We start from the raw sequence: 20,130 nt of genomic DNA on the forward strand, positions 1-20,130 counted from the left end.
TTTGTGCTGTTCCAACAAAGATATAAAAACGCTTTCAAGTCATGAGTAGCCATGTCTTGAAAGCGTTTTTTTATTTAAATTTGAAGCCGTTAAGACAGATAAAATACGGAGGGAAAGTTATGAAAAACGATTGTTATCGGCAATAGTATCATTGTGTTTGTTGCGACAATGTTGAAATTCACTTGGGGCAATCCATCTCGCATCCCTGCTGGCTGATACTGATTGTCAACCCGTCTTCTCCGCTCGCCAGTACCTATGAACCGACCGCATTATTTCAGGCTGACAAAGAGTCTGTTCAGCAGATAAAGCACCGTCTGCGAAATATCCTTGATAAAATCGGCATTGACCGGCGGCTCAAGGAGTTTAAGCTGTCGAGGTGTGATTTGACCTACAATCTGTATTACGACCGCAAGGCGGATGTTCAAGATCGTTTGGATATTTTCAAGAAATCCTTTCCCATCCTCCACTACAGTGCGGTTAAGTTCGGCCAATATTCAAATTCCAATGAAAGATTCAAAGGCGCCAATAAGCATTCATCGAGTTAACGTACTGGAAATGGTTCGGATAAAGGCTTGTTTCAGGGTGTTTGAGTCTGCTTAGACAGCATGATTTGACGTTTGATCGCCAACATTAGAATAAGCATACATGAATTAAAGTGAAATGCGTTTTTCACCTATGTTAATGGAGGTTTTGCTATGCCGAACGATGAAATCCTGACCGTCAAAGAGACGGCTGCCCTGCTCAAGACAACGCGCCAACAGGTGCGCAAGATGATCCTGAACGAAGAACTCCCTGCCGTAAAGGTTGGCAGGGAGTGGAGGGTGCTGAAGGCGGGGATTATGGAGTTTTTTTTGAGGTGAATTTGTAAACATACCTATTGGGTCATGTAGCCGTATATTTTCCGCATCAACACATCCAGATAAGGTTTTCTTTCGTGCTGCAGAATATAATTTGATCCTGTGGAAGATGAAGAGTTTGGCTGATATATTTTCGCTGATGTTCCAGATTGGCAATCTGAGCTGCCGTCAGAGATGTGCTATGTCGCGAGATTGGCACTGCTTTATCGGCGCAGTTAATCGCAATAATCAAACGGGAACATGATACAAGGACAGCATTGACTGAAACAATGCTAGATCGTTAGCATAATCTCTTTGATCCGAGCGCAGCACATATACGATACAGATGCAATGATACAATATATCTTTCAAGCATCAAATTCCACACACAGGATCAAAAATGATCAATCAATGCGAAATGGCAGGAGCACTTCATTCATGCGTTCAATATTCTGTACGACGCTGTCCTTGCGGCGGATAGCGAGGCTGACATAAAGCGTGTCGATGAGGGAGAACTGCGCCACGCGCGGCGACACGAAAAGCTGCTCGGGCGAATACAGCTCAAGGCAGATGTCGCTGACCTCTTTGAGCGGCGTATCCGGGTATCCGGTGATGCCGATGGTCGGCGCGCCGCACTCCTTCGCGGTACGCACGGCCGACACGATTTCGCGCGTCTTGCCGGTATGCGAGATGGCGATGACCGCCGTATCCGGGCCGCATTGGCTCGCCTGAATCTGCATCAGGTGCGAATCGGTCAGCGAAACCGCGCGAATGCCGATGCGCATGAGGCGGATGTAGAAGTCCTCCGCGATGGTGCCGGACGCGCCGACGCCGAGGATGAGGATATTCTCCGCCCGGTTGAGCACCCCCACCGCCTGCTCGATTTTCTCGAAATCAAGCAGCTGGAGCGCCCGCTCGAGCGTGTCGATATTCCGGCTGAACACATTCTCCGAAATGGTCGAAATGCTATCGGTTTCGGACAGATCTTCAAAAATCGTGCGCACCGACTTAGGAGAATATTTCGCCAGCAGCAGCTTTACCTCGCTGAAGCCCGCGCAGCCGACGATTTTGCAGAATCGAATAATACTCGACTCCGCGATGTCAAGCTCGGCCGCCATCTGCTGAATGCTGATCGAGGTAATATGTACCGGATCGGCTAAGATATAGTCCGCAATCCGCTTTCCAACCTTGGATAAAGTCGAATACTGCGACTGAATTGCGGCATAAACGTTCTTGTCCATGCAATCACCCTGCACTTCCGCATCATATAGTAATTTCATTGTATCACAAAACATCGACCTTGTGAAGAATGCACAAAATTGAATATTATTCTTTTTGCAATATGATTTATTGAATTTTATTCCGCTCAGTGCTATACTTGTAGATGTTCGGTGGAACGGACTTCCACTGAAAGGGTATAGCGAGAGACGAGTCCGGACAACGTCTCAAAGGCAGACCCACTCCCGATGCGTCCGGCGCACCGGACGGTCTGTATCGCTGCAACTGAAAAGAAAAGAAAAACAAAAAAGGACTGAGCAAAACCATGGGCAAATCCAGCAACCCGACCTTCGCGGGTGATAAGGAATTTGAGAAGATCCATCTCAAGGAAAAGTTCTCCTACGGCCTCGGCGACGTTGCCTGCAACGTTGTCTACGCCCTGACAACCTCGCTGCTGATTTACTTCTACACTAACGTAGTCGGTATCTCGGCGGCTATGATCGGTACCATCATGCTGTTCTCCCGTTTCTTCGATGGTATTTCCGACGTACTTATCGGTCATCTGGTTGACCGCACGCATTCCAAGCACGGCAAATCCCGTGCATGGATTCTCTGGATGATGATTCCGTACGGCATCGCAGCCATCCTGCTGTTCACCGTTCCGCCCGCAACCCCGATCGTCAAGGGCATCTACGTTTTCATCACCTATAACTTCTGCACCACCGTTGTCTACACCGCACTCAACCTTCCGTATGCAACGCTGGCTACCCTGATGACCCGCGACACCGACCAGCGCGCCGTTGTCAACCTGTTCCGTACCGGTATGTCCGCCCTCGGCAACATGGTCATCACCGCCATTACCTTCCCGCTCGTCACCCGTCTGGGTGACACCCAGCAGGCATGGATCGAGGTTTCCATCCTCTACGCCATCGTTTCCATCATCATGCTGTTCATCTGCTTCAAGAACTGTCACGAGCGCGTCAAGGAAGAGACCAAGACCAAGGACGGCAAGAACGTTCCGCTCTGGATGGGCATCAAGCTCTGCGTCACCAACAAGTACTTCATCATGTTCTTCATGCTCGCTGTGTTCCTGTCCTTCTATGAGGCAGTTACCGGCACCTGCAACGCATACTACGCACAGTACATTCTCGGCAACCGCGACCTGCTCGGCGCACTCGCGTCCTTCGAATCCATTCCGCAGATCGTCACCGTTCTTGTCCTCTCCCCGTTCATCGCCAAGTTCGGCAAGCGCAATGTCGCTCTCATCGGCGCAATCGTCGCCGTTATCGGCACGGTTTCCCTGTTCATCAACCCGAGCGCCCTCAATCTTGCACTGTTTGCCTGCGTCATGCGCGGCATCGGCAAGGGCTGCTTCCGCGGCGTCAAGTACTCCATGCTCGCTGACGTTATCGAGTACGGCGCATGGAAGAGCGGCATCCGTGTACAGGGCCTGATGGTATCTGCTACCACTGCCGGCCAGAAGTTCGGCTCCGGCATGACCAGCGCGATCTTCGGCGCCCTGATGAGCCTTGTAGGCTTCGCCGGCACCGCAACCATCAATGCCGCACAGTCTCAGATGCTCATCGCCATCTACATCATCGGCAACATCATCGCCTGGGGCGGCATCGGCGTACTGCTGATCTTCTACAAGCTCGATAAGATCTATCCGCGCATTATCACCGAGATGAAGCAGCGCGAAGCTGCCGAGGCAGCAAAGGCGACCGCAAACGCCTGATTTTCCCCCGCACTCCCTCATTTTTACGCATCATCTTTTTCTTCCCTTATATGGATCAGCCGGCGGAGTCAAGCATTCCTGCCGGCTGCCCCCATATTCTACCGCAAATAAAATTCTGTAAATATCCACCATTTATATGAAAGGCGTGTAACAAATGGAAACCCTGTCCTACGAAAAACGCATCGAACTCGGTAATCTCGTCCCGGCGCTCGGCCAGTTCAAGGTCATGGAAAAAATCCCGCAGTATCAGCAGTGCGAGGTGCACAACCTCGTGGATGCGCCCGCCGAGGTGCCCGAAACGCTGCGTCACGTTGTATTCAACATCGAGCGCGGCCAGACGCTTCACGAAACCATCGACTTTCTCAATATGTGTCCCGACCTCAAAAACATGGACATCATCTACGCCAACGAGCTGGATGACGGCGCGGTCCGCTCGGGCAACTGCAACGTTGCCTACGAAATCGCGAAATCCATCGGCATGAATTACGCCTACGGTCTGGAGTTTATCGAGCTGGTAAATCCCGAGGACAACAAGGGCTTCCACGGCAACGCCCTGTTCTCCCGCTGGCCCATCCGCTGGGCGAAGGTCGTCCATATGCCCGAGCAGTACAACTGGTACTATGACCGTCAGAAGCGTATCGGCGCACGTGTCGCCATCCTCTGCTCGCTCGACATCGGCGGACGTGAGGTCGGCGCGGTCAGCGTTCATCTGGAGAACCGTGCGGACAGCGAGGGCCGCGAAGCCCAGATGGCAGTCGTATATGATGAGATCAAGCGTTCGTTCGCGCTGGACACACCGGTCATGATCGGCGGCGATCTGAACACCAATACGTTCGACGGCAACGACATTCCGGGATTTACCAAGCTGTTCAACGACCCGGAGCGTCTCTCCAAGCACATGGAGCACGTTGAGCAGTACGAGCGCGTTCTGCCGCAGGCAGAGGAAAACGGCTTCTCCTACCGCGAGTTCAGCAGCATCGAGGGCACGCGCCGCAAGCCGATGCCGGGCGGCAAGAGCATGCTGCTCAAGCTGGACTGGCTGATGGCGCGCGGCATGGAATGCGTCGATCACGGCACGATTTCGACTGAAACGAAGGACTGCACCTGGGCCGAGCCGGGCAGCGCGCTGGCGAAGTTCACAGGTCCTGAGCTGTCCGACCACAATGCCTGCTGGGCTGACTGTCGATTCGCAAAGTAAATACTGAAATCTATTGTAGAAAGCTGCACACGCTGCATACATATTGGCAGCGTGTGCACTTTTTATCGAGTGAGGAGAACCTACATCAAATGAGTGGAATGATACAATACCTGCGCGAACTTCATTTCGCCTCGGTCGTAGTGCGGCTCGCCCTTGCGATGCTGCTCGGCGGCTGCATCGGTCTGGAGCGCGGACGCAAGCGCCGTCCGGCCGGTTTCCGCACCTATATGCTCGTCTGTCTTGGCGCGGCGCTGACCGTGCTGCTCAGCCTGTACGAATTTACCATGGTGACAGGGCCGTGGTCGGATATTTGCGCAGAGATCGGCATAAAAACCGACGTTTCGCGTTTCGGCGCACAGGTCATCAATGGCATCGGCTTTCTCGGCGCAGGCACGATTCTGGTCACCGGCCGTCAGCAGGTCAAGGGACTGACTACCGCCGCCGGCTTGTGGGCTTCGGCGTGTACCGGCCTCGCGGTCGGAGCGGGATTTTACGAATGCGTACTGATCGCGTTTGCTATGATCTTTCTGAGCATCCGCCTGTTCCCAATTGTGGATGCGTACATACAGGAGAACGCGCGTGACATCAATCTGTACATGGAGTTCCATTCGCTCGGGGACATCAGTACCATCATCAATCAGCTGAAAGCGCAGAACGTGCAGATCTACGACATCGATATCGAGCGGAACAAAAGTGGCGAGGCGCTGCACCCAAGTGCGATCTTCTCGATCCGCCTCAATGAAAAAATACCGCACACGCAGCTTCTCTCCGATCTGGCGGAGCTGGACTGCCTTTGCGTGATCGAAGAGCTGTAAGGAGTGGACTGCTATGTTATCTGTTTTTGACGGCCTGCGCGACGTGACGACGCTTTCCGTGTTCGTGCGTCTGGCCTGCGCGCTCATCTGCGGCGGCATTATCGGTATCGAGCGCTCGTACAAGCGCCGCCCGGCCGGCTTCCGCACGCACATCCTCATCTGCATCGGCGCGGCCATCACCACGCTGACGAGTCAGTATCTGTATCTGAATATGCACTATTTTACAGATATGGCGCGCCTCGGTGCACAAGTTGTTGCGGGTATTGGCTTCATCGGTGCGGGCACCATCATCGTTACCAAGCGGCAGCGCGTCAAGGGTCTGACCACGGCGGCTGGTCTCTGGACCTCGGCCATCATCGGCCTCACCTTTGGCGGCGGCTTCTACGAGGGCGGCATTCTCGCGACCGTGTTCATCATGCTCGCCGAGCTTGTGTTCTCGCGGCTGGAGTACCGTGTGTTGGAGCACGTTCCCGAGATCAATGTGTATATGGAATATGAGGATAAAACGTGTCTGGACGATGTGCTGCAGCTGTACCGCAGATGTGATGTCAAGGTGCTGAATATCCAGATCACCCGTGCGGCGGAAAACGGTGAGCACAATGCCTGTGCGATCTTCACACTGCGCCTGCCGCGCAGCTGCACGGTAAACCGTCTGATGACACTGGTCGGCGAGCGTAAAGGCATCGTGTCGGTCGAGGAACTGTAAAACGGCAGAACGCAGAAAGATGCTGACAAATCTGCGCTTTCAATCGAATGGAATTCGCGTCTTATGTCACAATTTTTCGTCTCTTTTGTAAAAAACGAAGTGTACATCCCCACTTTTACGAAAATTACACAAAAATGAATTTCTCTATTGAATACGCGTTGCAGTGCGAGAACTTTTTTCTGTTTTTCCTTCATTTTTAACTATATATTATAGATGTAGAAGCTCCTGAGATATTCTCAGGAGCTTACTTTTTGTCAAAAAGGAGGAAGCAAAGATGTTCGACGATCAAAAATTTCTGACGTGCGGCGTGGAGAATGAAATCCCATCGTGGCTGACCAACCTCATGTGGCACATGGTTTTGACGATGGAGGTTGAGTCTAAGGATTACCTACAGGTGTTCAGGCTGACAAAAACGCCGGTCGGTCAGCACATCGTCCACGAGCAGGAACAGCCGCCGTACCGTTACGAGCTCGATGTATCGTGTGACGATGCTGTAGATACGAAGGTGTTCGTCATCGACAATTTGACGCATTCTACTATGCTGCTCGCCGAAGAATATTGATATTTACCAGACGAAATGGAGGAATTACCAATGAGTGAAATCAGAATTTGTGCGAACTGCGGTGCAGAACATCCAATTGACCAGATGTTTGAAGTGGAAGGCGATTGGCTCTGCGAGGACTGCGCCGACCGTTTAACCGTCATCTGTGACCACTGCGACGAACGGATTTATGCGGAAAACGCCATCGAAGACGAGCATTATTCGCTGTGCCACGACTGCGACTGCATCATCCGCACCTATAGCGCCTACTACGATGACGACGGTCGCACCTACTGCGAAAGCTGTTAGGACGATCACGAGGGCGCGATTCACGAGTATAACTATATGCCCGACCTCGTTTTCCACGGCAAGGGTCTGCGGCATTTCGGCGTAGAACTGAAAATCGACAACGGCGGCACCGACCGTTACAATGCCGAAAAGTTATTGAACATCGCCAATGCAGACGCGGAGAATTTATTCATTAAGACGGACGGCAGTCTGGACGATGGCTTGGAACTCGTAACACATCCCATGACACTGGAATACCATCTGAACGAAATGCCGTGGGCGGAAGTCCTCCACAAGGCACAGGAAATGGACTACCTCAGCCATGCCGCCGGGACTTGCGGTCTGCACGTGCATATCTCCCGCTTAGCATTCGGCTGCACCTATGAACAGCAGGAGTCCTCGATTGCGCGACTGCTCTATTTCGTCGAAAAGTTCTGGGCAGAACTTCTGAGGTTCAGCCGCCGTACACAATCCCAGATGAACCGTTGGGCGGCACGGTACGGCATTCGCCTTACGCCGTCCGAACAAATGAACCACGCAAAGAATTCCTGCGCCGGGCGCTACACGGCGGTCAATCTCACGAACGCAGATACCGTTGAAATCCGCATGTTCCGCGGTACGCTCAAACTGAATACCCTCAAAGCCACCTTGGAGATGGTCAACCATCTGGTCGAGGTGGCCGTTTCTTTGTCTGACAGCGAGGTGCAGGATATGAGCTGGTTTGACTTCTTAGACACGGTGCACGAGCCGGAGCTGATTCAGTATCTTAAAGAGCGCCGTCTGTACGTTAATGAACCTGTATCTGAAAGCGAGGAGGAATAATATGTGCAGTTTATTTGGCTTGATCGACTTTAAAGAGTGTCTCAGCACCCATACGAAAAACAAAATCTTGAATACGCTGGCTCGCGAGTGTCAAGTCCGCGGTACGGATGCAACCGGCATTGCGTATAATTTCAACGGTCGTATGAGGATTTATAAGCGCTCGCTGCCCGCTCGAAAAATGAAAATCCACATTCCGCACGGTGTAAACGTGGTCATGGGGCATACCCACATGACAACACAAGGCAATGCGCAGTTTAACCAGAATAATCACCCGTTCCTTGGTCACGTTGACGGCAACAGCTTTGCTCTCGCGCATAACGGCGTGCTCTGGAATGACAAAGACCTGCGGATGGACGAAAACCTTCCTCAGACGAGCGTCGAATCTGGACAAGGACAACTCCATCTGGTTTGTCGTCGGAAATAACCCGTTGTGCGTGATGTTCTATGATGGCTTTCTGATTTACGCCTCCACACAAGAAATTCTCTGCAAGGCCATCAAAAAGCTACATCTGAAAGCGCCCACCGACATTCCGGAACCAAAGGAGGGCGAGATCATGAAAATTGCTCACACCGGCCGTATCACTACAGGCACCTTCACACCGCACACGACGTTCGAGCACTGGTGGCGCAAATATCCCTTCTATCGCAGCTATTATGAGGACACGCCGACAGGCTATGATGACCTGTTTAGCGTGGCGAAGGTATTCGGCGTAACCGCCGATGAGGTGCAATCACTTCTCGATTACGGCTGCTCGGAGGAGGAAATCGAGGAAATGCTCTACAATCCTACTCTGTTGCATGAGATGACCGGTGAACTGCTTTATGCGTACTAACAGAAAGAAGATGTTGCTTATGATTCCATTAGGCCCAATTTTCCAGGCTGTAGGCGCGGTGGTCGATTTGATGATCGAGGCCGTCGAAAATTTCTCTGACAGCTGAAATGGGATAAAAAGATGAACGCAGGAAAAGTCATTCTCAGTACGCTGACTATTATGGGTCTGCTTGCCGATCTTATCGACGATGACTAAACACAAAAATACCGACTCATCAAGAGCCGGTATTTTTTGAGCGTTTCGATAGGGTGTACCCTATCGAAACAAGGAAAATCTTTGTCAATAAGATTGGTTTTGCTCTTTTGCAATATGGCAGAACAAAGGGCGACCCTATTGCAATCAACCACGTTTCAACTGCTCAATAAGATTATCAAACAGAGATACAAACTCGCTCTCAATCTGCGAGTAAATTTCCTGCGCGGTTGCATCATCATAAAGGTGCGAGGTCTGGTTGCGAGCATTCAGCAGTGCAATCCACGCCTGTTCATCGTCAATCAGGCCATACGAGAACGCCTTACGCATCGTTGCTTTCGGACTGTTCAGTTCAGTAAATCCTTGGTCGAGCAAAAACTCGCGTGTGGTTTTCCACGCCAGCTCGCAGGTGAACTCAAAGCGCTGGATTACACCGTCGCGAATGATTTTAGCCGGATTCTCTTGATACGCTTGCACACCCTCGCGTAAGCGTTCAACAGCATTGGTGAGATTTTCGAATTTCGTATTGTAACGGTCCAGCAAGCAAATCCCGTCCTTCTCTATATTTTGAAGCAATGCGGCATCGGTGTGTTCGCTGACAAACACCAAATCAACCGAATACAGCGAGTCCAGATCATTTTCCACTGCATCGCTGAATAGTGTACGCTGCTGCGGCGTGCAGCCCCATACCGCGAAATCATAATCACTGCGGGCGTGATGATCGCCGCGGGCACGCGAACCGAATAATATCAGTTTCGGCACTCCATAACGGTGCGCTAACTGTTTTACCTGTTCGATTGTCTTATCCATCAGCGTCACCGTCCTTATATTTCTCATTATACCATACTTAAAGGAGAGATACACCATGAAAATCGGCTATATCCGCGTCAGCACCGGGGACCAGAATACTGCACGTCAGGAAGTCCTGCCGCACGACCTCGGCGTTGATGAACTGTTTATCGACAAGGCCAGCGGCAAAAACGCTGACCGTCCAGAGCTGAACCGCATGATGGAATACATCCGGCACGGCGATACGGTTATTGTCGAGTCCATCAGCCGCTTTGCCCGCAACACACGCGACCTGCTTGATCTTGTGGAACGACTGACTGAGCAAGAAGTCGAGTTTGTCAGCCGCAAAGAGGCTATCGACACCACCACACCTACCGGCAAGTTTATGCTGACGGTGTTTGCGGCAGTCGCAGAACTAGAGCGCGAGTACATCCTCCAGCGTCAGCGCGAGGGAATTGCTATCGCGAAAGAACAGGGCAAATACACCGGCCGCAAGCCACTGTCGTTTCCGGACAATTTCGAGCGGGTGGTCGCACGCTGGCGTACCGGCGAAATCACCGCGACCGAGGCCATGCGGCAGACCGGATTGATCATGGGCGCGAATATCAGGACTCGATTGCAAAAGTCATTGCCGCACGGGTCGGCGCTCTGCTGCACATCGAAATCGTCCCGTACACGCTGTGCCGTATCCGTCTGGACGATGGAAAGTCTATTCTTGGCACGATTTCACCGAATTTCTGCTGAGAGAACGAAACTTACCTGTCCTTCGAAACCATCGTGGAAAGTATGGATGAGCCTGTACAATGGGCTGCATCCGCAAAAGAAAATTATGAGCTGGTGCTTCACCTGTATGCAAAGCTGATCGGTCTTACGCTCGGCGCTATCTGGATACCATGCTGCTGTTCGACTATCTACTCTGCAACGAGGACCGCCACTTGAACAACTTCGGCATTCTGCGAGGCGATGAAACCGGCGCATTCCGCTTTCCGCCGCTGTCTGCGCAGATGTGCGACTATTGCAGCACGATTCTCAATCCTTCCCATCTGTCGGTGCTTCTGTTCGGCATGAACGGCAAGGCGACGTCGACAGCCACGCGACTCGACAAGTTCTTCGCCAATCGGTGTTTCCCATCAACGCGGCAGAATGCCAAAAAGTTGCTCGCTATTGCCGGATTGTCGCTCTATCAGCCCAAGCTGATCTGCCGCAAAACGCACGGCATTGTGGCACACGACCATTTCTGGCTGAAGTATGCAGACGACCCGCCGGAGCGCTGCTATGCCGACCTGCTCCATGAAATGAGCAAGGCGATTCGAATCACGCCGGGCGACAAGCCGACGTCGAACGAGTAAAATTAAAGACCAAAACGCAACCCGCTGAACCTCTAGAAGTACGAGGCTCGGCGGGTTTGTCGTTTTTTCCTGGGTTCAGTCTGCGTTTACGTCAACAATGCGGCAAAGCCCTGTCATGCCAGAATCGCTCTTCTCTGTTGCTCCACAATTTCAGACAGCCGGTTCAGCCGTTCCTCCGGCAGTTCGATGTCCGAATGCGGCATGAAGCGGAAGCCGTCCAGATTTTTCAGCTCCTGCCGAATTTCATCTGTCAGCACACCGTGTGCTGTCTTGATAAAATCCACGCCGATACGCGGACGGCACTTGCCGATGTACCAGTCCGGATTGGCCAGCTGATCTTCGTCCAGATCGAACAGTAGACTGCGGTTGTGGTCAAAGACCGGCGCAGGCTTTTGAATTTCCATCGTCTGATTGTCGAACAGGAAGCCGAAATTGCCGAGATGACGGTCGGTGTTGAGAATAAGCGCGTCAAGTACGAACATACGGCGGAGCGCGTCCTCCGCGCCAAACCCGGCATACAGCCGCAGCAGCTCAGAAACCGTTGTCGGACGATCGGGAAAGTCGCTGATTTTGATGAGTCCGGCCTGCTCATCGGTAAACAGACGGCACTTGGATATTAGTCGATGATGGTAGAAATCCAGGTCGTAATCCACAGCCTGTGGACAAATCTGTGCCGCAATCTGGCACGCAAGGAATTCGGACAGCGGCTCGATTTCATAGGTGTCGCTGCCGCCCTTGTAGAGATAAATTCCGTCCGGTTCGCGCACCCAGCATTTTGCGTAATAGCCGTCCGTACCGAACTCCGGCGAGGTGGAGGACAGGGACTCTACGCTGATCACGCCGCTGAAAGCCGCCTGCGCGATGAGGGCATCAAACTCGTTTCGATATAGGGAAACCTTGTCCCAGCCAAGCGTTTCCGACTCTTCTTTCACCCAAAACGTATCGTTGAGCGACAGCGCATGCGTCACACGAAGAAAGCCCTCCAGATCGATGCAGCCGTACTGCTCCAGAAGCTGCTCGATATGCTTGCGGTGCTTGGGTGCTTTACGCTTCTCAAGCCACGCCGTCAGCGATTGCAGACCGAGCGGGCGCAATTCGGTGTACCACTCCTGCAGAACCGCGCTTTCCTCTCCAAATTCGTCCTGTATACAGGAGAACAATGCCCACGGCTCGTCTTTATTCATTAAGATGTATCGCATAAGGCGCCCTCCTTTCGCACTTTGGTGAGGTAATTATAGCATATTGAACACAGAATGGCAAAAGTAGCATAGCATCCGCCAGAACTACAATGTAATTGATAAATTGTGCCATTCCGCAAAAACCTGTTTTCCTCATCAACCTATGCACAGCGCAAAGGGTATTGCTTCCCCTCTGAAACCTTTCAAGCGTGGTATATTTGCTCAGATACATGTTAATCTGCTGCAGTAAATCTGATTCATCGTTGGGTTTTCGATTAAGATCAGCAGGCAGATAATCTATAGCACTCCGAGGCGTAAAAGAACGCAGAATATCGTTTTTTAGGCATGGACGCATTTCCTTAACAGTTTCCCATTTGATATCCTCGAACATTTCTTCTCTATCTTCGTCTTCATCTTTTCGGCAATTATTTGTAAACTTATGAACCAGCTTTTTGTAATGTTCAGGCAGCACCCGTTCCTTCCCATACAGTGGGTGATACGGTGCTGAACGAAAGAGTAACAATCTTTTCGAGTGGGAAATACAGTTCTTTTATACAGAACCAGATGTTTTACCAGTACATCCTCTACTCTCTCCAGCAAGTGCTCTGACGCTTCACTTATGACAAAAGTTTCATACACATTATCTATTAAAGAGCAGGAGGTATTGTACTTCAGCAGTTCCGCTTTATCGTGCTTATTCCCGTCTCCCTTAACTTTATATATGGCATTTAATACGAACAGCAATGGCAGTACAGGGTAAATATATGGTGTCTAAAAAACTGCGTTACACCTTGTCTTACTGCAAACTGTTCTCTTCTTTACAGGCACACCTTTATACAGTAGTTCGTTATCAAATCGCCGATAGCAATTATTGATATCCTCCGTAATTTTCTTTATTAGTTTTTTCCCATTATCCTCATAATCATGCTATTTATCGCTCGTCTCTGAACGGCTCAGCAGATGCACCATATTACTGATCGCCTGAAACAAGTAATCATTTTCATCACGAATTTTAAACAGCAGTTTGTAAGACTTCATGTCAGCTTCATCATCACAGCTACGCATGTTAATTTTTGTAATATCTTCTTCAGTCCCAAAAACAAGTCTCGTATAGAGAAACGGAAGCTCATCCGAGCTCAAGTCTTCTCTTTTTCCGGACTCAGTCAGAAAATCTGTAAGAATACGGAAATTCCTATCTTTGTACCCAAGAATATTGCTGTTTTCAACGAATTCCGCAAATTCAGTCATCTGCTGTTCAATCTTATGCCGAAGTTTTTTCTTTGACAAATTAGCATTTTCAAAATCAAATGCGCTATTACAGAACTTCTCAAACACTATAACCACTGGGCCACTCCACCGCCCGACGACAAGAAGGCCGCACGCCGCCGCACTATTGGCAACGTCAACCTGTTCCTTGTCTCTTCCCTGCGTCCGAAGTTGACCAACTTTCCGATGTTGGACATCCCGGCGAGTGTCAGCGCGGTCTCTACCAAGAAGGGTAAAACCGGCAAGACCGATCATCGCGACTGCACCGCCGGAATTACCTTCCAGCAATGAGCATGCTCTCTACGAAAAGTTTTGGGAGGCCATTCACTGCTCTGTCCGCAAGCAGGTGGAGGAATTCGCCAAAATTCAGTCGCAGTTCAAGGAGGGAAATATTGCTTTCCTCCTTTGCGAGGCAATCGACCACGACGAGTTTGAACTGTGCCGCAAAAAGTCGAACCGCTTCAAACGGAACGGGATCATCCGGAAGGAGGATAAGCACCGAAGACCTGTCGAAGTTGGCATCAAACCGACCGCATTTGTTCAGTTTATCCGTAATCAAAACGACTATCAGGACTTCTCCAGCCGAAAAAATCACCGACTATCTAAAGGATATCGGGGTGTTAACGCTGCAGGAGGAAAAGAGCAACACCTGTCACCTGGGAACAGATAAAAAGGGCCGCATTCTGCCGCGAGTATTGCGGATCGACGTACAAACGCTGCGTGACAACGCCGAGAAGTATGACCTTTTCGAGCAGTAGGCATACGAATAAGCCTATTTTTAGTATAGCCCCTGCGGCATCGAGCCGCAATACAGGCGCGGTTCCGCAGGTGTCTGATACGGCGAAATCCGGTTATCCCGAACTGTCGTATATGTATATATAGTATAACAATGGAAAGAATATACAATGCACCCACCATCTACACAAACCAAAGGAGGTCAACCCTTATGTTCAAGCCCACACCCACCTGTCCCCTGCCCGACATCCGCGAGGCGCGCATTGACCCGACCCTGCCGGTGAACGAGCGGCTGCGCCTGTTCGCCGCCGCCATCGGCGATCCGCACCGCTTCCGCGTCGGCGACACTGAGGTCGAGGTGCTGTTCGACGACAGCGCGCCCAGCCTGCAAGCCTGCCTGACCGGCATGTGCAGACAGCTGCAATAGTGTCAAAAACCGGATAATATATCTTGAAACTTGCGGTACGCCGTGTGCTGTGATACACTATACGTGCAAAACACAGCCTGCGGCGTGCCGTCCGTTTTTTAGGAGGCACTCAATGGCACGAAAAAGTAAATACGAACCCCAAAAGTTATCCACAGTCCTGTGGAAACCCGCGCTTTATATCCGTCTTTCCCGCGAGGACGGCGACAGCGAGGAGAGCAACAGCATCATCAGTCAGCGCGAACTGCTGACCGAGTTTGCAGATACGCAAACCGACATGACCGCGTCCCGGCTGTACGTTGATGACGGCTATACCGGCACCGACTTCGACCGGCCGGATTTCCGACGCATGATGCACGACCTGCGCGCCGGCATCGTCAACTGCGTGATCGTCAAGGATCTGTCCCGACTGGGACGCAACTACGTCAAGGTCGGCGAGTACCTTGAGCACACGTTTCCGCTGCTGAACGTGCGGTTCATCGCGCTGAGCGAGCGCATCGACAGCGTTGCCGACCCGCGCTCGGCGGACAGCCTGATCGTGCCGTTCCGCAACATCCTCAATGACGAGTACGCGCACGATATCTCCAATAAAGTCCGCGCTTCGCTCGATCTCAAGCGCCGACAGGGCAAATTTATCGGCTCATTTGCGTCCTACGGCTACCGCAAAGACCCGAACGACCACAGCCGGCTGCTGATTGACGAGCCGGCTGCCGCCGTTGTCCGCGATATTTTCAACTGGTTTCTCGCCGGAACAAGCGTACTCGGTATTGCCAAAAAGCTGAATGCTAAGAGCATTCCGAATCCATCTGCCTACAAACGGCAGCAGGGCATGAACTACCGCCATCCGGCCTCGGGCAAGCTGGACGATCTGTGGCCGGACAGTTCGGTTCGCCGTATCCTGCGCAATCCTCTCTATACCGGCACTATGGTGCAGGGCAAAAACCGCATGAAAAGCTACAAGCTGCATGTCAGCGAGGCCGTGCCCGAGGAGGACTGGATCACTGTCGAGCAGACACACGAGGCTATCATCTCAAGCGAGCTGTTCGCCAAAGCGCAATCCCTGTTCGCCCGTGATACGCGCACCTCACCAACACAGCCCAAAGTCTACCTGTTCTCCGGTTTTCTTCGCTGCGCGGACTGCGGCAAGGCAATGAACCGAAAGCTGATTTCCCAGCCGCATCGCGACTATTACTACTATATCTGCTCGACGTTTAAGAAGCAGCACAGCGGCGCCTGCACGAAGCATACCATCCGCAGCGACCGGCTGGAGCAGGCTGTATTGGAAACGCTCCGTCACCAGATTGCTCTGGCGGTCGAGATGGATGAGCTGATTGCCGAGATAAACCGCAGCGGCACGCGAAACCGTTCCGTTAAGCCTCTGCTTGACGAGCGGGCACAGCTTGAAACCGAGCGCGAACGCATCGAGCAGATGAAGCTGTCCCTGTATCCGGACTGGAAAGCCGGAGATATTTCGCGTGAGGAATACCATCGGCTGAAAGAGCAGTTTGAGCAGCAGCAGGCCAAACTGGACACACGTCTTGCGTCCCTGCAAGCGCGCATTGACGAGGTGCAGAGCGGCGTGGACGAAACCAATTCGTTTGTATCACAATTCGTAAAATATCGCAATCTGCCCAGTCTGACGCGCGAAGTCGTAGTCGAACTGATTGACATGATTTATGTGCATGAGGGCGGAAAAATCACGATAAAGTTTAAGTTTTCGGACGCCTATGCAGTCGCGCAGGAGTATATCCGCAAGCATGGTCAGACCGCATAAGGCACATAGTCCTAAAATAACATCTTCCCCCGCTGCTGCCGACACCCTTTCCGTGCTGCTGGAGGATTTGGGTGCCGAGCCGCGGGACTTTGACTGCATCGTTACCGGCGACCTCGGTCACATCGGTGCGGACCTGCTGCTGACGCTGCTGCGCGGTGACAGCATCGACCTGTCCCCGGTCTACTCGGACTGCGGCAGCCTGATTTTCGGCGACGAGCAGGACGCGCATGCAGGTGGCTCGGGCTGCGGCTGCTCAGCGGCAGTTCTCTGCGGACCGCTGCTGCGCGATATGCATCGCGGCAAAATCCACCGGCTGGTGTTTGCGGGCACAGGTGCGATGATGAGTCCGACCTCGGTGCAGCAGGGACAGCCGATTGCAGGTATCTGCCACGCCGTTGTACTGGAAAGGAGCGAAGCATGAACTACCTGAACGCTTTCTGGGTCGGCGGACTGATCTGTGCGCTGTGTCAGGTGATGATTGACAAAACCAAGCTGACACCGGCGCGTGTTCTCGTTTCGCTGGTGGTGCTCGGCGTTATCCTGCAGGGGCTCGGCTGGTATCAGGCAGTCGTGGACTACGCAGGTGCAGGCGCGACTGTACCGCTGCTCGGCTTCGGATACTCGCTGGCGAAAGGCGTTGCCAAAGCAGTTGCGGAAAGCGGCCTGCTCGGCGTGTTCACCGGCGGCGTGACCGGTGCGGCAGGCGGCATTGCCGCCGCGATCGTGTTCGGCTGTCTGTTCGCGCTGCTGTCCAGACCGCAATCAAAGTCGTAAAAAATAACACTCCCGCTCGGAATCCACCTTCCAAGCGGGAGCATTTTTGCAGCCAATTCTTTCTTTATCCGATTACGCAGATCACGGTCATTATCATGGCGCATACCACCGCAGCCGCGCTGACAGTGCGTACCTTGCTTACCGCGCCATCGGCCTGCTGCCGGTCTTCACCCAACAGCCATGCCGGTCGGAAATAGAACAAGATACCGAGAACGAACAATACGCCTATGCTGACCCAGTCATAGATTTGCATTTTCAATGCCCCATTTCTTCATTTCCGTAACCCAATACTCTCTCTTCATTTCTCTCTCCTGCTTCCGTCTGCCGAAAGCTGCGGCACTAACCGACCGGCTGCAATCCGTCGGTATCTGCCGCTCGCGCACCTGCGTCTGTATACGCGGTGCAAACCTGCTCATCGCCTGTCTCTGCAGGTGATTCTTTTTTATCAGGTTGATATTATTTTATCACACCCTGCTGTAAATCTCAATGTTTCTGCGGCTTTACAAAACACTTTCTCCGATTTAACCAATTTCTTTTTTGTGTTTTTGGCAGGAACCCTTTATTTTTTGTGCACTTTATCTGTATCTATCTCCTTGCTTTATTGCATATTTTCGAGTATACTAAGAAAGACGAACTTTATCCCGCAATTGGGAAGGAGGAACTTTTTCAAATGCTGCACTCCAAAAACAAAAAACGCGGCTTCACGCTCGTGGAGCTGATCGTTGTGCTGGTCATTCTGGCGATCCTCGCGGCGCTGCTCATTCCGGCACTGACAGGATATATTGATAAGGCGAAAAAAGATCAGGTCATCGCGGAAACGCGAATGCTGCATGAGGCGGTGCAGACGGAGATGTCCGAACTATATGGTTCTTCAAATTGGAAACTTAATTCCTACACCACACTTGCAAACAGTACAGGTACAGTAATTGGTAACAATTCTAATGGTAATCCTAATAGTTATGATTTGAAAGCCAACTACGATAAAATTGCAAAACTTTCCGAAGTACCTTGTCTGCAGGAAGGCGGTTCTGGACAATTTCTCGTTCTTATCAATAGTAAGGCACAAATCCACGCGATTATTTATCACTCCGACCGTGGCTATCTCGGTCTTTACTTTAGTGATACCAACCAATATAGTGCCTATAAAATTGGCGAAACCGCTGAAGGCGGTAAAATAAGTGATAACATGTTCCGTTCTTATTATAGTTCGGTTTATTATAATGCCGCCGTTGATGCAGTGCCCGACTCCAACGGCAATTACAACGACAAGAACTATTATTGGTGGTCTTGCACCGGCATCCGCGGTATGCTGAACATCAGCGAACTTGTTTTCCCATCATAACAAAATCCCCGCCACTCGGCGGGGATTTCCTTTACCATATGATATTATGCCTCAAACCCATCAGGAAACACAACGGTCAGCATCCACTTGAACGCCTCTTCGCCGTAAACGGCGTGCGGCACCTTTGCGGGCATGACGAGCGTTTCACCTGCCTTGACGATATGCGGCACACCGCCGACCGTAAAGCGTCCGGTGCCCTCGAGCACGGTCACCATTGCGTCGCCGGTGGAGTCGTGCGTGCCGATCTCCTCGCCTTTGTCAAACGCGAACAGCGTAATGCTGACCGCCTTGTTCTGCGCCAGTGTCTTGCTGACCACCTGTCCCGACTGAACGGAAACCAGCTCAGCGAGCCTTACAACGCTCTCGTGGTCGATATTGCGGATGAACTTGTCCATAGCTTCTCCTCTTTCCTGTCGTTTGCTTTATGCGAACAGTATACCACGCCAAGCCGCCGATTTCTGTTGTCCGCACAACATTTACAGGAAAATCGAATTTTCCTTGCGCGCTTCGGTGCGGAATTGCTCGAGCATAGCGGTGTGCGACAGGAAATCCGGATCATCAAATTTCTTTGCACCGCTCGGGCAGTAAGTCGTGCAGGCACAGCATTTAATACAGGTGCCCGGAATATTAGACGGGTCGTTCGGGTCAATCGCACCCATCGGGCAGATTTTCGCGCACAGACCGCAGTGCTCACACAGCATCATCATCGTGCTCGGCTTGGCCTTGAGGAACTTTGCGGGCGTTTTGTCGGTCTTGAGCGGCGTGTAGTAGGCTGCCTGCGCGTCACCCGGCACCTTCGGCGGCTTGATCTCTCCCTCGCTTCTCAGCTTGAGCGCCGCACCCTGAGCCAGCATACGCAGCTCACTGAGGTCAGCCGCGTCCGGACGGTCTGCCGCCAGTTTGTCCGAGAATACATGCCGGCACAAAAAAGCGCCGCCTGCCGCCGGTTTGAAGTTGTTTTTTGTCAGCAGCTCGCACATTTCGGCAAGCGCGTTGTCATACGCTCTGCCGCCGTAGGTGACAAGTGCCACCGCCGGTGTACCCTCACCGTGCAGGCAGCGAGCAAAGTCCGGCGAAATCTTGTTCGGCAGCCGACCGGCATACACCGGACAGCCGAATACGACCAGCTCATCCGGGGCAAACTGATACTCCTGCGCACGGTCAGACGGCGTGTTGAGCGATATGTACCGGCACTCAGCCTTGAACAGACGCGCCAGTTCATCCGCCGTTGTTTCAACAACAGTCTTTGTGCTTCCTGCCGGACTGAAATACACACCCGTAACTTTCTTGATATCCATATCCTTTTCGTCCTCCG

The 20,130-nt window shown here is 52.1% G+C and carries 26 protein-coding genes and 1 pseudogene; 18 read left to right on the forward strand and 9 right to left on the reverse strand.

Going from position 1 to position 20,130, the window contains the following annotated elements; all coding sequences use genetic code 11:
- Positions 1-269: 269 nt before the first annotated feature.
- On the reverse strand, positions 270-491 hold the full coding sequence (locus tag DW088_RS13040) for a hypothetical protein (RefSeq protein ID WP_118361183.1): 222 nt from the start codon (positions 489-491) through the stop codon (positions 270-272).
- A gap of 204 nt (positions 492-695) precedes the next feature.
- Between DW088_RS13040 and DW088_RS13045 the strand changes: the two genes are divergently transcribed.
- Positions 696-860: a helix-turn-helix domain-containing protein gene (locus tag DW088_RS13045; RefSeq protein WP_118361185.1), complete on the forward strand. Its 165-nt coding sequence runs from the start codon at positions 696-698 to the stop codon at positions 858-860.
- A gap of 380 nt (positions 861-1,240) precedes the next feature.
- Here DW088_RS13045 and DW088_RS13050 read toward each other — a convergent pair whose 3' ends face one another.
- On the reverse strand, positions 1,241-2,077 hold the full coding sequence (locus tag DW088_RS13050) for a MurR/RpiR family transcriptional regulator (protein WP_158574696.1): 837 nt from the start codon (positions 2,075-2,077) through the stop codon (positions 1,241-1,243).
- A gap of 302 nt (positions 2,078-2,379) precedes the next feature.
- Here DW088_RS13050 and DW088_RS13055 point away from each other — a divergent pair, with 302 nt between their 5' ends.
- The 9 genes from DW088_RS13055 (at position 2,380) to DW088_RS16420 (ending at position 8,992) form a co-directional block, all read left to right on the forward strand.
- A complete protein-coding gene (locus DW088_RS13055; RefSeq protein WP_118361188.1) occupies positions 2,380-3,789 on the forward strand; it encodes an MFS transporter in 1,410 nt (469 codons plus the stop codon).
- Between the two features lie 154 nt (positions 3,790-3,943).
- Positions 3,944-4,987: an endonuclease/exonuclease/phosphatase family protein gene (locus tag DW088_RS13060; protein ID WP_118361190.1), complete on the forward strand. Its 1,044-nt coding sequence runs from the start codon at positions 3,944-3,946 to the stop codon at positions 4,985-4,987.
- Between the two features lie 89 nt (positions 4,988-5,076).
- Positions 5,077-5,802 (forward strand): MgtC/SapB family protein, encoded by a 726-nt coding sequence (locus DW088_RS13065; RefSeq protein WP_118361192.1) that lies wholly within the window; start codon positions 5,077-5,079, stop codon positions 5,800-5,802.
- Positions 5,803-5,815: 13 nt separating this feature from the next.
- Entirely contained in the window at positions 5,816-6,508 is a 693-nt protein-coding gene (locus DW088_RS13070) for an MgtC/SapB family protein (protein WP_118361194.1), read from the forward strand.
- A gap of 274 nt (positions 6,509-6,782) precedes the next feature.
- Positions 6,783-7,070: a DUF960 family protein gene (locus DW088_RS13075; protein ID WP_118361196.1), complete on the forward strand. Its 288-nt coding sequence runs from the start codon at positions 6,783-6,785 to the stop codon at positions 7,068-7,070.
- A gap of 30 nt (positions 7,071-7,100) precedes the next feature.
- Positions 7,101-7,358: a hypothetical protein gene (locus DW088_RS16410; protein WP_243029929.1), complete on the forward strand. Its 258-nt coding sequence runs from the start codon at positions 7,101-7,103 to the stop codon at positions 7,356-7,358.
- A gap of 36 nt (positions 7,359-7,394) precedes the next feature.
- On the forward strand, positions 7,395-8,159 hold the full coding sequence (locus DW088_RS13080; RefSeq protein WP_243029931.1) for an amidoligase family protein: 765 nt from the start codon (positions 7,395-7,397) through the stop codon (positions 8,157-8,159).
- A gap of 1 nt (position 8,160) precedes the next feature.
- Positions 8,161-8,583, forward strand: coding sequence for a class II glutamine amidotransferase (locus tag DW088_RS16415; protein WP_243029933.1), 423 nt, complete (start codon positions 8,161-8,163; stop codon positions 8,581-8,583).
- Positions 8,492-8,992: a hypothetical protein gene (locus DW088_RS16420; protein ID WP_243029935.1), complete on the forward strand. Its 501-nt coding sequence runs from the start codon at positions 8,492-8,494 to the stop codon at positions 8,990-8,992. The genes DW088_RS16415 and DW088_RS16420 overlap by 92 nt, the downstream gene beginning before the upstream one ends.
- Positions 8,993-9,331: 339 nt before the next feature.
- Here the strand turns inward: DW088_RS16420 and DW088_RS13090 are convergent, their stop codons facing one another.
- Positions 9,332-9,994, reverse strand: coding sequence for an HI0074 family nucleotidyltransferase substrate-binding subunit (locus DW088_RS13090; RefSeq protein ID WP_158574697.1), 663 nt, complete (start codon positions 9,992-9,994; stop codon positions 9,332-9,334).
- Positions 9,995-10,049: 55 nt separating this feature from the next.
- Here DW088_RS13090 and DW088_RS16645 point away from each other — a divergent pair.
- Positions 10,050-10,562, forward strand: a pseudogene (locus DW088_RS16645) (recombinase family protein); the annotation flags it as partial.
- 346 nt (positions 10,563-10,908) lie between these two features.
- Positions 10,909-11,322, forward strand: a complete 414-nt coding sequence (locus DW088_RS13100; RefSeq protein ID WP_147356571.1) for a hypothetical protein — start codon at positions 10,909-10,911, stop codon at positions 11,320-11,322.
- Between the two features lie 113 nt (positions 11,323-11,435).
- Here DW088_RS13100 and DW088_RS13105 read toward each other — a convergent pair whose 3' ends face one another.
- From DW088_RS13105 to DW088_RS13115, 3 genes are all read right to left on the reverse strand, one after another.
- A complete protein-coding gene (locus tag DW088_RS13105; RefSeq protein WP_118361203.1) occupies positions 11,436-12,521 on the reverse strand; it encodes a HipA protein in 1,086 nt (361 codons plus the stop codon).
- Positions 12,499-12,972: a hypothetical protein gene (locus tag DW088_RS13110; protein WP_118361205.1), complete on the reverse strand. Its 474-nt coding sequence runs from the start codon at positions 12,970-12,972 to the stop codon at positions 12,499-12,501. The genes DW088_RS13105 and DW088_RS13110 overlap by 23 nt, the downstream gene beginning before the upstream one ends.
- A 455-nt stretch (positions 12,973-13,427) precedes the next feature.
- Positions 13,428-14,054: a hypothetical protein gene (locus DW088_RS13115; RefSeq protein WP_118361207.1), complete on the reverse strand. Its 627-nt coding sequence runs from the start codon at positions 14,052-14,054 to the stop codon at positions 13,428-13,430.
- Positions 14,055-14,158: 104 nt separating this feature from the next.
- Here DW088_RS13115 and DW088_RS15685 point away from each other — a divergent pair, with 104 nt between their 5' ends.
- The 5 genes from DW088_RS15685 (at position 14,159) to spoVAE (ending at position 17,473) form a co-directional block, all read left to right on the forward strand.
- Positions 14,159-14,524: a hypothetical protein gene (locus DW088_RS15685; RefSeq protein ID WP_147356572.1), complete on the forward strand. Its 366-nt coding sequence runs from the start codon at positions 14,159-14,161 to the stop codon at positions 14,522-14,524.
- 188 nt (positions 14,525-14,712) lie between these two features.
- Positions 14,713-14,928 (forward strand): DUF6870 family protein, encoded by a 216-nt coding sequence (locus tag DW088_RS13125; RefSeq protein ID WP_118361211.1) that lies wholly within the window; start codon positions 14,713-14,715, stop codon positions 14,926-14,928.
- A 112-nt stretch (positions 14,929-15,040) separates the two neighbouring features.
- Positions 15,041-16,699 carry a recombinase family protein gene (locus DW088_RS13130; protein ID WP_118361213.1) on the forward strand — a complete coding sequence of 553 codons (1,659 nt, stop codon included), beginning with the start codon at positions 15,041-15,043 and terminating at the stop codon, positions 16,697-16,699.
- Positions 16,683-17,120 carry a hypothetical protein gene (locus DW088_RS13135; RefSeq protein WP_243029937.1) on the forward strand — a complete coding sequence of 146 codons (438 nt, stop codon included), beginning with the start codon at positions 16,683-16,685 and terminating at the stop codon, positions 17,118-17,120. The genes DW088_RS13130 and DW088_RS13135 overlap by 17 nt, the downstream gene beginning before the upstream one ends.
- Positions 17,117-17,473, forward strand: coding sequence for a stage V sporulation protein AE (gene spoVAE, locus DW088_RS13140; protein ID WP_118361217.1), 357 nt, complete (start codon positions 17,117-17,119; stop codon positions 17,471-17,473). The genes DW088_RS13135 and spoVAE overlap by 4 nt, the downstream gene beginning before the upstream one ends.
- A 64-nt stretch (positions 17,474-17,537) precedes the next feature.
- On the opposite strand, the gene DW088_RS13145 is transcribed toward spoVAE, so the two are convergent.
- Positions 17,538-17,726 (reverse strand): hypothetical protein, encoded by a 189-nt coding sequence (locus DW088_RS13145; protein WP_118361219.1) that lies wholly within the window; start codon positions 17,724-17,726, stop codon positions 17,538-17,540.
- Between the two features lie 417 nt (positions 17,727-18,143).
- On the opposite strand from DW088_RS13145, the gene DW088_RS13150 reads away from it, so the two are divergent.
- Complete coding sequence (locus DW088_RS13150; RefSeq protein WP_118361221.1) at positions 18,144-18,815, forward strand: prepilin-type N-terminal cleavage/methylation domain-containing protein; 672 nt, start codon at positions 18,144-18,146, stop codon at positions 18,813-18,815.
- 44 nt (positions 18,816-18,859) lie between these two features.
- On the opposite strand, the gene DW088_RS13155 is transcribed toward DW088_RS13150, so the two are convergent.
- Both DW088_RS13155 and DW088_RS13160 read right to left on the reverse strand, forming a co-directional pair.
- The gene (locus tag DW088_RS13155) at positions 18,860-19,210 is read right to left on the reverse strand and encodes a cupin domain-containing protein (protein WP_118286234.1); all 351 of its coding nucleotides are present in this window, start codon (positions 19,208-19,210) and stop codon (positions 18,860-18,862) included.
- A gap of 81 nt (positions 19,211-19,291) precedes the next feature.
- Complete coding sequence (locus tag DW088_RS13160) at positions 19,292-20,113, reverse strand: 4Fe-4S binding protein (protein WP_118361223.1); 822 nt, start codon at positions 20,111-20,113, stop codon at positions 19,292-19,294.
- Positions 20,114-20,130 lie beyond the last annotated feature (17 nt).

Origin of the sequence: Butyricicoccus sp. AM05-1, assembly GCF_003474415.1 — a bacterium.
Classification (GTDB): domain Bacteria; phylum Bacillota; class Clostridia; order Oscillospirales; family Butyricicoccaceae; genus Agathobaculum; species Agathobaculum butyriciproducens.

What these genes read in the sequence shown, in the direction of transcription:
- DW088_RS13150 (WP_118361221.1), top strand. Translation starts at nt 18,144, where the DNA reads ATGCTGCACTCCAAAAACAAAAAACGCGGCTTCACGCTCGTGGAGCTG.
- DW088_RS16420 (WP_243029935.1), top strand. Translation starts at nt 8,492, where the DNA reads ATGACAAAGACCTGCGGATGGACGAAAACCTTCCTCAGACGAGCGTCG.
- DW088_RS13050 (WP_158574696.1), bottom strand. Translation starts at nt 2,077, where the DNA reads ATGGACAAGAACGTTTATGCCGCAATTCAGTCGCAGTATTCGACTTTA.
- DW088_RS13065 (WP_118361192.1), top strand. Translation starts at nt 5,077, where the DNA reads ATGAGTGGAATGATACAATACCTGCGCGAACTTCATTTCGCCTCGGTC.
- DW088_RS13055 (WP_118361188.1), top strand. Translation starts at nt 2,380, where the DNA reads ATGGGCAAATCCAGCAACCCGACCTTCGCGGGTGATAAGGAATTTGAG.
- DW088_RS13130 (WP_118361213.1), top strand. Translation starts at nt 15,041, where the DNA reads ATGGCACGAAAAAGTAAATACGAACCCCAAAAGTTATCCACAGTCCTG.
- DW088_RS16415 (WP_243029933.1), top strand. Translation starts at nt 8,161, where the DNA reads ATGTGCAGTTTATTTGGCTTGATCGACTTTAAAGAGTGTCTCAGCACC.
- DW088_RS13070 (WP_118361194.1), top strand. Translation starts at nt 5,816, where the DNA reads ATGTTATCTGTTTTTGACGGCCTGCGCGACGTGACGACGCTTTCCGTG.
- DW088_RS13145 (WP_118361219.1), bottom strand. Translation starts at nt 17,726, where the DNA reads ATGCAAATCTATGACTGGGTCAGCATAGGCGTATTGTTCGTTCTCGGT.
- DW088_RS13060 (WP_118361190.1), top strand. Translation starts at nt 3,944, where the DNA reads ATGGAAACCCTGTCCTACGAAAAACGCATCGAACTCGGTAATCTCGTC.
- DW088_RS13045 (WP_118361185.1), top strand. Translation starts at nt 696, where the DNA reads ATGCCGAACGATGAAATCCTGACCGTCAAAGAGACGGCTGCCCTGCTC.
- DW088_RS13090 (WP_158574697.1), bottom strand. Translation starts at nt 9,994, where the DNA reads ATGGATAAGACAATCGAACAGGTAAAACAGTTAGCGCACCGTTATGGA.
- DW088_RS13160 (WP_118361223.1), bottom strand. Translation starts at nt 20,113, where the DNA reads ATGGATATCAAGAAAGTTACGGGTGTGTATTTCAGTCCGGCAGGAAGC.
- DW088_RS13125 (WP_118361211.1), top strand. Translation starts at nt 14,713, where the DNA reads ATGTTCAAGCCCACACCCACCTGTCCCCTGCCCGACATCCGCGAGGCG.
- DW088_RS13155 (WP_118286234.1), bottom strand. Translation starts at nt 19,210, where the DNA reads ATGGACAAGTTCATCCGCAATATCGACCACGAGAGCGTTGTAAGGCTC.
- DW088_RS16410 (WP_243029929.1), top strand. Translation starts at nt 7,101, where the DNA reads ATGAGTGAAATCAGAATTTGTGCGAACTGCGGTGCAGAACATCCAATT.
- DW088_RS13075 (WP_118361196.1), top strand. Translation starts at nt 6,783, where the DNA reads ATGTTCGACGATCAAAAATTTCTGACGTGCGGCGTGGAGAATGAAATC.
- DW088_RS13135 (WP_243029937.1), top strand. Translation starts at nt 16,683, where the DNA reads ATGGTCAGACCGCATAAGGCACATAGTCCTAAAATAACATCTTCCCCC.
- spoVAE (WP_118361217.1), top strand. Translation starts at nt 17,117, where the DNA reads ATGAACTACCTGAACGCTTTCTGGGTCGGCGGACTGATCTGTGCGCTG.
- DW088_RS13105 (WP_118361203.1), bottom strand. Translation starts at nt 12,521, where the DNA reads ATGCGATACATCTTAATGAATAAAGACGAGCCGTGGGCATTGTTCTCC.
- DW088_RS13080 (WP_243029931.1), top strand. Translation starts at nt 7,395, where the DNA reads ATGCCCGACCTCGTTTTCCACGGCAAGGGTCTGCGGCATTTCGGCGTA.